The sequence below is a fragment of the Cryobacterium sp. Y82 genome (assembly GCF_002929495.1).
GTDB classification, from domain to species: domain Bacteria; phylum Actinomycetota; class Actinomycetes; order Actinomycetales; family Microbacteriaceae; genus Cryobacterium; species Cryobacterium serini.
Genome location: NZ_PJJJ01000027.1, coordinates 66,707 through 78,592, shown reverse-complemented (window position 1 = coordinate 78,592; position 11,886 = coordinate 66,707). Strand labels below are relative to the sequence as shown.

12 protein-coding genes are annotated in these 11,886 nt (G+C 62.9%); 7 read left to right on the top strand and 5 right to left on the bottom strand.

All coding sequences use genetic code 11. The annotated features are described in order from the left end of the window. Positions 1-33: 33 nt before the first annotated feature. From CXY70_RS05100 to CXY70_RS05080, 5 genes are all read right to left on the bottom strand, one after another. Positions 34-1,398, bottom strand: a complete 1,365-nt coding sequence (locus CXY70_RS05100) for an MFS transporter (RefSeq protein ID WP_158250913.1) — start codon at positions 1,396-1,398, stop codon at positions 34-36. 174 nt (positions 1,399-1,572) lie between these two features. Next, the gene (locus tag CXY70_RS05095) at positions 1,573-2,025 is read right to left on the bottom strand and encodes a MaoC family dehydratase (protein WP_104191305.1); all 453 of its coding nucleotides are present in this window, start codon (positions 2,023-2,025) and stop codon (positions 1,573-1,575) included. 3 nt (positions 2,026-2,028) lie between these two features. Continuing rightward, the gene (locus tag CXY70_RS05090; protein WP_199183370.1) at positions 2,029-3,009 is read right to left on the bottom strand and encodes a tripartite tricarboxylate transporter substrate binding protein; all 981 of its coding nucleotides are present in this window, start codon (positions 3,007-3,009) and stop codon (positions 2,029-2,031) included. Between the two features lie 9 nt (positions 3,010-3,018). After that, positions 3,019-4,185, bottom strand: a complete 1,167-nt coding sequence (locus CXY70_RS05085) for an acyl-CoA dehydrogenase family protein (protein WP_104191304.1) — start codon at positions 4,183-4,185, stop codon at positions 3,019-3,021. 109 nt (positions 4,186-4,294) lie between these two features. Then, positions 4,295-5,221, bottom strand: a complete 927-nt coding sequence (locus tag CXY70_RS05080) for a LysR substrate-binding domain-containing protein (RefSeq protein ID WP_104191303.1) — start codon at positions 5,219-5,221, stop codon at positions 4,295-4,297. 149 nt (positions 5,222-5,370) lie between these two features. On the opposite strand from CXY70_RS05080, the gene CXY70_RS05075 reads away from it, so the two are divergent. From CXY70_RS05075 to CXY70_RS05045, 7 genes are all read left to right on the top strand, one after another. Then, a complete protein-coding gene (locus tag CXY70_RS05075; protein WP_104191302.1) occupies positions 5,371-6,579 on the top strand; it encodes a CaiB/BaiF CoA-transferase family protein in 1,209 nt (402 codons plus the stop codon). Further along, positions 6,572-7,024: a thioesterase family protein gene (locus CXY70_RS05070; RefSeq protein ID WP_104191301.1), complete on the top strand. Its 453-nt coding sequence runs from the start codon at positions 6,572-6,574 to the stop codon at positions 7,022-7,024. Before CXY70_RS05075 ends, CXY70_RS05070 begins: the two co-directional genes overlap by 8 nt. Next, positions 7,021-8,211, top strand: coding sequence for an acyl-CoA dehydrogenase family protein (locus CXY70_RS05065; protein ID WP_104191300.1), 1,191 nt, complete (start codon positions 7,021-7,023; stop codon positions 8,209-8,211). Before CXY70_RS05070 ends, CXY70_RS05065 begins: the two co-directional genes overlap by 4 nt. Positions 8,212-8,258: 47 nt before the next feature. After that, complete coding sequence (fabG, locus tag CXY70_RS05060) at positions 8,259-9,035, top strand: 3-oxoacyl-ACP reductase FabG (RefSeq protein ID WP_104191364.1); 777 nt, start codon at positions 8,259-8,261, stop codon at positions 9,033-9,035. Next, positions 9,035-10,213 carry an acetyl-CoA C-acyltransferase gene (locus CXY70_RS05055; RefSeq protein ID WP_104191299.1) on the top strand — a complete coding sequence of 393 codons (1,179 nt, stop codon included), beginning with the start codon at positions 9,035-9,037 and terminating at the stop codon, positions 10,211-10,213. Before fabG ends, CXY70_RS05055 begins: the two co-directional genes overlap by 1 nt. Positions 10,214-10,369: 156 nt before the next feature. Next, positions 10,370-11,362, top strand: a complete 993-nt coding sequence (locus CXY70_RS05050) for a tripartite tricarboxylate transporter substrate binding protein (RefSeq protein WP_198417296.1) — start codon at positions 10,370-10,372, stop codon at positions 11,360-11,362. After that, positions 11,359-11,886 carry a tripartite tricarboxylate transporter TctB family protein gene (locus tag CXY70_RS05045; RefSeq protein WP_104191297.1) on the top strand — a complete coding sequence of 176 codons (528 nt, stop codon included), beginning with the start codon at positions 11,359-11,361 and terminating at the stop codon, positions 11,884-11,886. Before CXY70_RS05050 ends, CXY70_RS05045 begins: the two co-directional genes overlap by 4 nt.

Sequence of the window (11,886 nt, the reverse complement as noted above, 5' to 3'; positions counted from 1 at the left end):
TAGCAGCGGGTCCACGGCCTGCGGTGCGGTAGGTTAGCGGGCCAATTCGTTTTCGTGTATCCGGTCGAGGGAGGAGAGATCCAGTCCACGTGTTTCTTTGAGCCTGGACAATGCCACGGTAGAAATGATGAGGATTCCGACGACGTAGATAACGATCGGAAGAGTGCTGTTGAACTGGTTCAGCAGCAGTGTGGCGATCATCGGGGCCACGGAGCCCGCGAAGATGGTGGCGATCTGGTAGGTAAATGAGGATCCCGAGTAACGCATGCGTGTCGGGAAGATCTCGGACATCAGGGCTGCCTGCGGTGCATACGCGGCGGCCTGGACGGTCAGCCCAAAGGTGGTGCTGGCGAGGATGGCCCAGAAATTACCGCTGTCCAAAGCCGGAAAGAATGTCAAAGCCCAGACTAATAGGCCCGCGTACCCGATACCGATGGTGCGTTTGCGACCGATCTTGTCCGAGAGCCATCCGCCTCCGAGCATGGCGAAGAATTGGACGATGTTGGCCACGAACAGCACCAACAGGACAGTCGAGTATTCAACCTTGACGTGGACGGTCAGGTACGTGATAGCGAAGACGATCATGAGGTAGTACGAGGAATTTTCCCCGATGCGCATGATCAGCGCCTTGGTGATCTGGGCAGGGTAAGTGCGCAGGACCTCCCGCAGGGTTGCTGCTTCGCGCTGGGCTTCCCGCTGCTTGCGCATCGCTTCGATAAAAACCGGTGCATCTTCGACCGTACGGCGAATCATGTAACCCACAAAGATGATCAGCGCCGAGAGCCAGAATGCGATCCGCCAGCCCCATGCCATGAACGAGGACTGGTCCAAGGTCCAGGAAAGCCCGAGCATGACGACGGTCGCCAGCACGTTGCCGACCGGTGCGGCAGCCTGGGGGAAGCTGGCCCAGAATCCGCGCTGATTTTGCGGACTGTGCTCGCTGACCAACAGCACGGCGCCGCCCCACTCACCGCCGACGGCGAAACCTTGAAGGAACCGCAAGAGCACCAGCAGTGCGGGCGCCCAGTAGCCGATCTCCTGAAACCCAGGCAGGCAGCCCATGAGGAACGTCGCTGCGCCGACCAGGAGGAGGCTGAACTGCAGCAGCTTCTTGCGTCCATACCTGTCACCAAAATGACCGAAAACCATGCCTCCGAGAGGCCGGGCGAGGAAGCCGACCGCGTACGTGGCAAAGGCCGCAATGATCCCGTCCAATGGATTGCCCGTTTTAGGAAAAAACAGGGAACCGAAGACCAAAGTCGCGGCCGTACCGTAAATAAAGAACTCATACCACTCGGCGACTGTGCCGGCCATGGATGCGGCGACCACGCGCTTTATCCGTGATTTCGGGGTTTTCTGCGGGGCGTTGACTGGCGACTGACTCAGGGCTTGGGTCATCGTAAAGCCTCCTTGCTTTTCGGTGATGACGATTACTCTCAGCCAGCCTCCCGGCTGCGGACACGTAAAACCATGGATGGATACACATACATTTGGGTTCCTTATGTATGATCAACCACCGAGGAATTACGTGGTTTCGGTGCTCTCGTTTGGCGGGGCGCCGGAATCGGCTGGCTATTCGACCAGCAGTGACACCGTTTCGGCGACGCAGGCGGGGCGGTCCGCACCATCAATCTCGATGTGGTGGCGGAAGACGGCCTGGTGACCGCGCTCCGATGCCGTCACCGACACGAGTGTCAGCCGGTCGCGCACGCGCGAGCCCACGGGTACTGCGCTCGGAAATCTGACCTTGTTCAGCCCGTAGTTCACGACCATAAGCAGCCCTTTGACCCGGTACACCTGCTTGGTCAGGTACGGGATCATCGATAGCGTCAGGTACCCGTGGGCCACGGTCCGGCCGAATGGTCCGGCCGCAGCCGCAACAGGGTCAACGTGGATCCACTGCTGGTCGCCCGTCGAATCGGCGAAGGCCTTCACCTGATCTTGCGTCACAGTGTGCCACTCGCTCACGCCGAGCTCCTCACCCACGAGTGCCGCTAGCTCGGTGAGGCCCTGGATTTCGCGCACGACTCAGCCTCCCAGGATCGGCCGGTAAAGGGCCTGTATCTCGGCCAGGCTCTCGCCGAGGGCTGTGCCGCCCTGAAACTCCGCGGGCACGAGGTTCTCCCCGAGCTGCTCGAGCACCGTGGGGTCGGTCAGACACGCCTCGAGTGCGCCTTCGAGCGCGTCCGCCACGGGTGTCGGCAGATCGCGAGGGCCGAACAGTCCAAAGACGGATGTCGCATCCACGAGATCGGTGAAGCCGAGTTCGGCAAGCGTCGGCAACTCCGGCAGCCACGGTAGCCGTTCGGGCGTCGTCGCGGCCAGGGCCCGAAATGAGCCCTCATCGATGCGGGAGATAACGTCGGGGTGATCGTTGATGAAGAGCGCATCGACGTGACCACCAAGCAGGTTCGTAGTCATCTCGGCATTTCCCGTTGCGGGCACGGCCACGACCTCGACGTCGTATTGGTCTTTGAGGCGCTTGAGTTCGATCGCGGCCGGGCTCGTTGCTCCGGGCACGCCCATCGTGAGGGTGCCCGGACGTTTCTCGGCCGCCGCGAAGAACGCTTCCGCGTTCTCGTAGGGAGAATCGTCACTGACGACGATGAGTGTGGGGTTCTCGGCCATCACGCCGATCGGGGTGAAGTCGTCAAGAGAATAGGCCAGGGAGTTCACCATCGGGGTCATTACGAGCGTCCCCGCAGTGCCCAGGCCGAGGGTGTAGCCGTCGGGCTTCGCACTCGCGAGTTCCTGCATGGCGACCGCCCCGCTGCCTCCCGCCTTGTTCTGCACCACGAAGGTCTCGCCGAAACCGTCGCCGAGGCAGGACGAAATCGACCGGGCGGTGAGATCGGACGGGCCGCCGGCCGCGTACGGCATGAGTACCGTAACCGGCTGTGACGGGTAGGTTTCGCTGCCGCCCGTCGCGCCGGCCTGGCAGCCGGCGAGAGCGACGGCGAGAGCGACGGCCGCAGAGGGCAGCAGAAGATTTCTGTGGGACTTGCGCACGATGACCGCCTACCGGAAGGCCGGAATGCCGGTGACGTGGCTGCCGAGGATGAGGGTGTGCACTTCGTCGGTTCCCTCATAAGTGCGCACGGACTCAAGGTTGTTCGCGTGCCGCAATGGCGAATAGTCCAGGGTGATGCCGTTACCGCCGAGAATAGATCTGGCCTCACGGCAAATCTTGAGGGCCTCCCGCACATTGTTCAGCTTGCCGAGCGAAATCTGCACGGGCTCGAGCACGCCGGCGTCCTTCAGACGACCGGTGTGAATGGCGAGCAGCGTGCCTTTCTGGATCTCGAGGAGCATGTTCACGAGCTTGACCTGAGTGATCTGGTACGCCGCAAGGGGCTTGTCGAACTGCATGCGGTCGAGGGAATATGCCAGAGCCACCTCGTAGCTGTCCCGCGCGGCGCCCATCGCGCCCCATATGATGCCATATCGGGCCTCATTCAGGCACGCGAACGGTCCGCTCAGGCCGCGCGCCCCCGGCAGTAGCGCGGTGTCGGGAAGCCGAACGTCGTCGAGCAGGATGTCGCATTGTATGGAGGCCCGCATCGAGAGTTTCGCCTCGATCGGCGTCGCAGTGAAGCCGGGTGTGTCGGTCGGCACGATGAAACCGCGCACGCCCTCGTCGGTCATGGCCCAGATGATCGCGATTTGAGCAACGGATGCGAGGCCGATCCACCGCTTGGATCCTGCGATTATCCAGCCTCCGTTGTCATCACGGCGGGCGGTTGTGGCCATGCTCGACGGGTCGGACCCCGCGGTCGGCTCGGTGAGCCCGAAGCATCCGATCAGGCGGCCGGCTGCCATCTCGGGCAGGTACCGGTTCTTCTGTTCTTCGGAGCCCCACTTATGAATGCTGCTCATGGCCAGCGAGCCCTGCACACTCACGAAGGTGCGCAGGCCCGAGTCCGCGGCTTCGAGTTCCATGGCGGCGAGGCCGTACTCCACGCTCGACCGGCCGGGGCAGCCGTATCCCGTGAGATGCATGCCGAGCAGCCCGAGCGCGCCCATCTGCTCCACGATCTCGATCGGAAAGTGCGCCGAGTCGTACCAGCCCTGGATGTAGGGCGCGATGCGCTCACGCACGAAGGCGCGAACCGTGTCGCGCAGTTCGCGTTCTGCTGAGCTCAACAGCCCGTCGAGGTTCAGAATATCCGAGGTGGTCGCGGGCATATGAGTGGCTCCTTTGCCGAATCGGCGTGCTGGGTCACCAGCAACACACTCTCGACTGTGCCAGCAAATCTATTTTTGCTCCAATACTAAATCGCTCGGTTATTGATCTCTATTCAGCATGAATCTCGGTGCGGGAAACTACGGGTGGATCGGGGAGCACCTCTTCAGAGAGCCTCAAGACTTCGCGCAGCGCCGGGCTGTCGTTGTCGGTACGCCACACGAGCTGCAACAGGATGGGCTGCATTTCGTCATCGAGGGGCAGAAAGACCACGCTAGGGTAGTGCACGTTTTCGGCCACCGTCGAGACGGTGAGCGCGATGCCGATCTCGGCCGCGACCAGGGAGACGAGGGTCCACGTGTCAGGGGCCACCTGCACGATGGATGGCACGAAACCGGCCGTACTCGCCAGCCGCGTCAAGTGGTCGCGCAGGATCGCCCCGGGGTCCCGCGGCAGGGTCACGAAGGGCTGGCCGACCAAATCCTTCATGGACACCGACTGCCGATCGGCGAGCGGATGGCTGGAGTGGATCGCGATGACGAGGTTTTCATAGGCGATCACGCGGCGTTCGATGCCGGCCGGGATGAAGTTCCACCTACCGAGACCGATCTCCATTTGCTTGTTGATCACCTTGTCGAGCGCGGGGATCGCGAAATTGGAACTGTAGAGCTCGAAGTCGATTCCCGGATGGGTCTCACGCACGAGTTTGGCGAGTTTGCCCACCATGACATGAGACGACGCTCCTGCGAAGGCCACCCGCACGCGGCCCGTCTCGCCCTTTCCCGCCGATACCACCGCGACCGCCGCTCGGCGGACACCATCGAGGATGTCCGTGGCCGGTTGTATGAGGGCCTCACCGGCCGGCGTGAGGCGTACCGACCGGGTGCTGCGGGCGAAGAGCAACGTTCCGAGCTCGCGTTCCAGGTTCTGGATCGCCCGGCTCAGCGGAGGTTGCGCAATGAAGAGTTTCTCGGCCGCGCGGCCGAAATGCAGTTCCTCGGCCACGGCAAGAAATGCTCGAATTTGCTGGATTTCCATGCCTCCACTATTGCGAGAAGCTCATGAAACTGTCAATGATTTATGCATTATTGCCCCGAGGGTATCAATAGACCGCGCAATTGATATTGGACGGAGCGTAATTCTGTTTGCAACAGTGGAGGCACGACAGACGAACAGGGAGCCATTCAATGGATGAATCTGGCGCAGCAAAGAAGCTGCACAGCATATTCGGTCGGCCGGGCGGCGGGCCACTGAGCGGAATCATCGTGGCGGACTTTAGCCGCGTTCTTGCCGGCCCGTACTGCACGATGCTTCTCGCCGATATGGGGGCAACGGTCATCAAGGTGGAAAGTCTGCAGGGAGACGACACCAGGGGATGGATCCCGCCAGTGCGAGACGACGAAGCAACTTTCTACCTCTCGGTCAACCGCAACAAGCACTCGATCGCCCTCGACCTCAACGATCCGGCCGATCTTGCGGTGGCACACGAACTCGCCGCGCGGGCCGACGTGCTCGTGGAGAACTTCAAGCCAGGAGGACTCGATCGCTTTTTTCTCGACTACGACTCGGTCGTCATCCGCAATCCCAAGGTGATTTACGCCTCGATCACAGGCTTCGGAACCGGCGCTGGTGCAGGACTGCCCGGATACGACCTGCTCGTGCAGGCGGTCTCCGGCATGATGAGCCTCACAGGCGGCCAGGACACCGAGCCGTACCGGGCGGGCCTCGCGATGTTCGATGTGATCACCGGGCTGCACGCGGGAATGGGCGTGCTGGGGGCGCTTCATCACAAGGACCTCACCGGAAGCGGGCAGCGCGTGGAACTCAACCTGCTCTCATCCGCTCTTTCCGGCATGGTCAACCAGTCCGCCGCCTATGTCACGGGCGGCGTCATACCTACCCGCATGGGTAATGAACACCCGAGCCTCTACCCCTACGAGCCGATGCCAACGGGTGACGGCATGCTCATCATCGCGGCGGGCAATAATTCTCAATTCGCAAGGCTGTGCACGGCACTCGACATTCCGGAGACGGCAACGGATGCCAGATTCAACTCGCCGCAGCAGCGCAACTCCAACCGTGGTCCACTCCGGGAGATTCTCCAACTCCAGCTTCTCCAGCGTTCGGCCGCCGACTGGTTCGAGTTTCTCTCCGACCTGGGCCTGCCCTGTGCACCGATCCAGGATGTGAAGGGCGGAATCGAGCTCGCCGAAAGGCTCGGCCTCGAGCCGGTCGTGTTGGCGGGAACCGGGGATCGCCGCATTCCCACCGTGCGGCATCCGGTCACCTTCTCGCAGACCCCCGTAACCTACGATCTGGCCCCGCCGCACCTCAACGAGAGTTCTGCCCTTGTGCGCTCGTGGCTCGGCACACGCGAGGCGCAGCTCGTTGACTGAGCCGTTCCGTGCCCGGGTAGGGGTGCGGTGGAGCGACCAGGACCTCAATGGCCATGTGAACAACGCTCGCGTGGCCACCCTGATCGAAGAAGCGCGGCTGGCCTGGCGCGCACAAGCCCTCACCGGCTACGACCACGTCGGCTCGCCGACGGTCGTGGCGGCCCTGCAACTCAGCTTTCGGCGCCCGATCGAGTTCGGCGCCGCCGTCGAGATCGACGTATGGGTCGGCCGGGTGGGATCGAAGTCTTACACCCTGCAGTATTCGGGGATTCAGGCCGGCCACCCGGTGCTCGACGCCTCGACCGTGATGGTGCCACTGCACCCCGAAAACGGTGAGGCGCGGCGGCTCGACGCCGCGGAGCGCGGCTCCCTCGCCCGATGGTTCATCGCCGCTGCAGCCCCACAGCAACCGCGCCAACAGAGCCAACCGAAAGGAACAGCATGACCGACTCCGAGATCAACAGTGATTACTACCTCGTCGATGACTTCCTCAACGATGAGGAGCGCGCCATCCGCCTCAAAGTGCGAGCCTTCGCAGACGCCGAGGTGCTTCCCATCATCAACGATTACTGGGACCGCGCCGCCTTTCCCTTCGAACTGATCCCGAAGATCGCCGGGCTCGGCATAGTGGGCGGCACAATAGAAGGCTACGGATGTCCGGGACTGAGCCGTCTGGGCGCTGGTATGACCTCCCTCGAAATGTCCCGCGCCGACGGTTCGATCAACACCTTCATCGGCGTGCAGTCCGGCCTCACCATGGGAACTATCAACATGCTCGGAAGCGAGGAGCAGAAACAGCGATGGCTGCCTGGACTCGCGGCGCTCGACCTCGTGGGAGCGTTCGGGCTTACCGAGCCCAACCACGGATCCGACTCGGTAGCGCTCGAAACGAGCGCACGACTCGACGGCGCCCACTATGTTCTCAACGGCGCCAAACGATGGATTGGTAACGCGAGCTTTGCCGACGTCGTCGTGATCTGGGCCCGCGACGAAGCCGACGCCAAGGTCAAGGCCTTCGTCATGGAAAAGAACACCGACGGTTCCTTCCCCGAGGGTTACGACGCCACCGTCATCACCGGCAAAGTCGGCAAGCGAGCCATCCTGCAGCCGGACATCGTGATCACCAACCTGCGCATCCCCGCCGAGAACAGGCTCGTCAACGGCCACTCCTTCACAGACGCCGTGCGCGTTCTGAATTCCACCCGCGGTGGGGCTTCCTGGGAAGCCCTCGGGCACGGCATCGCCGCCTACGAGGCCGCTGTCGCGTATGCCCGCGACCGCGTGCAGTTCGGTAAGCCCATTGGCAGCTATCAACTCGTACAGAACAAACTCGCCAATATGCTCGCCGAACTCACGGCGATGCAACTCCTATGCTTTCGGCTGGCCACGCTCGCTGACCAGGGCAAGATGACGGGGGCCATGGCCTCCCTCGCCAAGATGCACACGGCTCAGAAGGGGCGCTGGATCTGCCAGGAGGCCCGCGACATGCTCGGAGGCAACGGCCTGCTACTCGAAAATCACGTGGCTCGGCACCTCACCGACATGGAGGTCGTGCACACCTACGAGGGAACAGATTCGATCCAATCATTGCTAATCGGCCGTGACATCACCGGAATTTCGGCATTCTCATGAGCCTCCGGCCCACGAGCGTCCCACAACAGACCAAGCAGGGAGATTTCATGAATAGGCTCACCGACAGGGTCGCGGTCATTACCGGCGGCGCGCAGGGTATCGGGGCGGCGACGGCACTGCGCTTCGCAACGGAAGGCGCGCACGTGGCCATCCTTGATCTGAATGGAGAGCGCGCGGCCGAAACGGCCCAGCAGATCTCCCAAGCCGAGGCCGTTGTCGCGGCGGGCGGGTCGGCCAGTGGTCTCGTGTGCGACGTCACCGACGAAGACCGGGTAGCAAAAGCCTTCAGCCAGGTCTTCGCCCGCGCCGGTCGACTCGACATTCTTGTGAACAATGCCGGCATAACCCGCGACAACTTGCTGTTCAAGATGGGGCGTGCCGACTGGGATTCGGTGCTCGTCACCAACCTCACGAGTGCCTTCCTCTGCGCTCAGGCCGCTCAGAAATTTATGGTTCCCGCCCGCTACGGCCGGATCGTGAGTCTCAGCAGCCGCTCGGCGCTCGGAAACCGGGGACAGGCGAACTACGCGGCGGCCAAAGCCGGGATTCAGGGGCTGACGGCTACGCTCGCCCTCGAACTCGGGCCGTTCAACATCACCGTCAACGCGGTCGCACCGGGGTACATCGCCACGGCCATGACCGCGGCCACCGCCGAGCGGGTCGGCAGCACCGCGGAGGAACACCAGAAAGCGGTCGCCGAGCGCACGCCGCTCGGCCGGGTCGGGGCACCGCACGAGGTCGCAGCCGCTATCGCATTCTTCGCGAGCGACGATTCCTCCTATGTCTCCGGCCAAACGCTTTACATCAATGGGGGAGCGCGTTGATGGCCGAGGCTTTTTTGGTGGGAGGGGTGCGCACGCCCGTCGGCCGCTACGGCGGAGGCCTGTCGAGCATCCGCTCGGACGATCTTGCGGCTCTTGCGCTCGGCGAGCTTGTGCACCGCACCGGCATCGACCCCGCCGTGATCGATGAGGTAATTCTCGGCAACACCAACCAGGCCGGCGAAGACAGCCGCAACGTGGCGCGCATGGCGAGCCTGCTCGCCGGTTATCCCGACGAGATCCCCGGGCTCACCGTCAACCGTCTGTGCGCCTCGGGCTTGAGTGCCATCATCCTCGCCTCGCAGATGGTCAAGAGCGGAGCCGCCGACGTCGTCGTGGCCGGCGGGGTGGAATCGATGTCGCGGGCGCCGTGGGTGCTCGCCAAGCCGGACAAGGCCTTCGGACGACCGGGCGAGATCGCTGACACGAGCATCGGTGCCCGATTCGTGAACCCGAAATTTGCCTCGACGACCACTCTCTCGATGCCGGAAACGGCCGAGGAGCTCGCCCGTGTCGATGGCATCACCCGCGAAGACGCGGATGCTTTTGCCCTTGGCTCCCACGAGCGGGCCGCCGCGGCCATCGATGGCGGCCGTTTTGCGGCCGAGATCGTTCCGGTGGCGACGAAGAAGGGTCTGGTGGAGCACGATGAGGGGCCGCGTCGGGACACGAGTCTCGAGACCCTCGCGGGCCTGCGCTCGGTCGTGCGGCCGGACGGAATCGTGACGGCCGGTAATTCGAGCTCGCTCAATGACGGAGCCTCTGCCGTGATCGTGGCGAGTGAGAGTGCCATTGAACGGCTGGGTCTCACGCCACGCGCCCGAATCGTGCACGGAGCATCGGCAGGGGTGCCGCCGCAGATCATGGGGATCGGACCCGTGCCGGCCACCCTTAAGGTGCTCGACCACGTGGGGTGGTCTGTCAATGATCTGGGAGCGATCGAGCTCAACGAGGCTTTTGCTGTGCAGGCGCTGGCCTGTATTCGGCGCCTTGGGCTCGACCCACAGGTCGTGAACCGTGATGGCGGGGCGATCGCCCTCGGGCATCCACTCGGCTCATCGGGCTCACGGATCGCGATCACCCTGATGGGCCGGATGGAACGCGAGGGCGCCCGCAGGGGGCTGGCCACGATGTGCGTGGGGCTCGGCCAGGGAACGGCGATGTTGCTCGAACGGGTCTAAACCTAGACACTTTTTTATATGCCACGGGTATCAATCCGACCCCAAAATAGTATTGGAAATGGATTTATGATTCTGCAAGAGTGAAATGGGCTGACGCGAAACACTGCGCTAATTACTCCGCCATGAGGCACCAAACAGATGACAATGAGGTCAGCTTTGAAGAAGAACACTGTTGTATTCCTACCCGCGCTCGCCGGACTGGCCATGATGGGCCTCGTGGGCTGTAGCGCCTCCGGCTCTGCCGGGGCGCAGGAGGCCGAAGGCGGATACCCGTCGAAACCCGTTACCTTCGTGGTGCCGTTTGCGGCGGGAGGGCCGTCCACAGTGACGGCCCTCGCGTTCGCCTCCTGCCTCGAGGCGGGGCTCGGGCAGACATTTGTCGTCGAGAACCAGCCGGGCGGTAGCGGTGGACTGGCCATGCAGGACGTATCGAGCGCCAAACCTGACGGCTACACACTCACGCTCGGTACGAACGGCCCGCTGGTGATGAACCCCATGATTAACGAGCTCAACTACAGCATCGAAGACTTCACCTCGGTTGGTGTGATGGCGCAGATGCCGACCGTGTTGGTTGTCGGTGAGGATTCTCCCTATGAGAGCGCCGATGATTTCTTTGCGGCGGCTGACAAGAACCCTGGCAAGCTCAGTGTTGCCGTTCCGGGCGCGACCACCTCTGCGGCAATCGAGCTGCAGCGGCTATATGAGGAATACGACATTGAGGTGATTGCCGTTCCCGCCGTGGGCAACGCGGAGATGACCACCAGCCTGCTCGGGGGTCACGTGGATGCGCTTTTCATCACCGACCACCAAGACGTGCAATCGCGCATCGACGAGGGCTCTTTCGTGCCGCTCGCGGTGAGCAGCCCCAAACGGGCGGACTGGTACCCGGACGTGCCTACCCTGGCCGAGCTGGGATTCCCTGAGCTGGTCAACGCGGTGTCCGTTTTTGGAGTTATGGGACCGAAGGGCATGCCAGATTCCATCGTGTCCACCCTTGAGTCAGAACTCAAGACCTGCTCGGAAGACGCGACTGTCATCGACCAGATCGGCGAGATGTTCGTTCCGGCGGAGTTCAGCGGCGCAGCAGCCCTCGATAAGGTCTTCGCTGACATGCAGAGACTCTACGAACCCATCCTTGGACAAGAATGAGCGAGGACACCCTCGAGGCCGTCCAAGTCGCCGAGCCTGCTCCGTTCGCAACGGCTGGCCGGTACCAGGGCCGCTTCCGACTCGTCCCTGTTGTGCTGCTGGCTACCGGGGTCGCCGCCGTGATCGGATCCTGGCGTCTCGGACTGGGCGAACTCACCAACCCCGGGCCGGGGCTCTGGCCCTTGGTGGTCTCGATCGCGGTCTCGATCTCGGCGGCCATACTCACCGTCATTCCCGATATTGAGGCCTACGAGAAGTGGACGCGGCGGACGACACTGCTCATGGGCGGCGTGCTGAGCCTCGTGGTCTTCATCCTTCTCTTCACGGCGATCGGCTTCGTCGTGCCCGCCTTCTTGCTTCTTCTTTTTTGGCTGCGGGTGTTCGGCGAGGAATCCTGGCGGCTCGCCCTCACGCTCGCCGGTGGCGGCACCGCCGTCTTCTACGTGGGCTTCGCGGTTCTGCTCGGTGTTCCTTTTCCCGACGACATCGCCGCGGGCACCATCACCCGACTGATCGGAATGTGA

Excerpts from the sequence above, each read along its gene's own strand:
- CXY70_RS05080 (WP_104191303.1), bottom strand. The coding sequence starts at position 5,221 with ATGGAAATCCAGCAAATTCGAGCATTTCTTGCCGTGGCCGAGGAACTG.
- CXY70_RS05085 (WP_104191304.1), bottom strand. The coding sequence starts at position 4,185 with ATGCCCGCGACCACCTCGGATATTCTGAACCTCGACGGGCTGTTGAGC.
- CXY70_RS05100 (WP_158250913.1), bottom strand. The coding sequence starts at position 1,398 with ATGACCCAAGCCCTGAGTCAGTCGCCAGTCAACGCCCCGCAGAAAACC.
- fabG (WP_104191364.1), top strand. The coding sequence starts at position 8,259 with ATGAATAGGCTCACCGACAGGGTCGCGGTCATTACCGGCGGCGCGCAG.
- CXY70_RS05055 (WP_104191299.1), top strand. The coding sequence starts at position 9,035 with ATGGCCGAGGCTTTTTTGGTGGGAGGGGTGCGCACGCCCGTCGGCCGC.
- CXY70_RS05065 (WP_104191300.1), top strand. The coding sequence starts at position 7,021 with ATGACCGACTCCGAGATCAACAGTGATTACTACCTCGTCGATGACTTC.
- CXY70_RS05075 (WP_104191302.1), top strand. The coding sequence starts at position 5,371 with ATGGATGAATCTGGCGCAGCAAAGAAGCTGCACAGCATATTCGGTCGG.
- CXY70_RS05045 (WP_104191297.1), top strand. The coding sequence starts at position 11,359 with ATGAGCGAGGACACCCTCGAGGCCGTCCAAGTCGCCGAGCCTGCTCCG.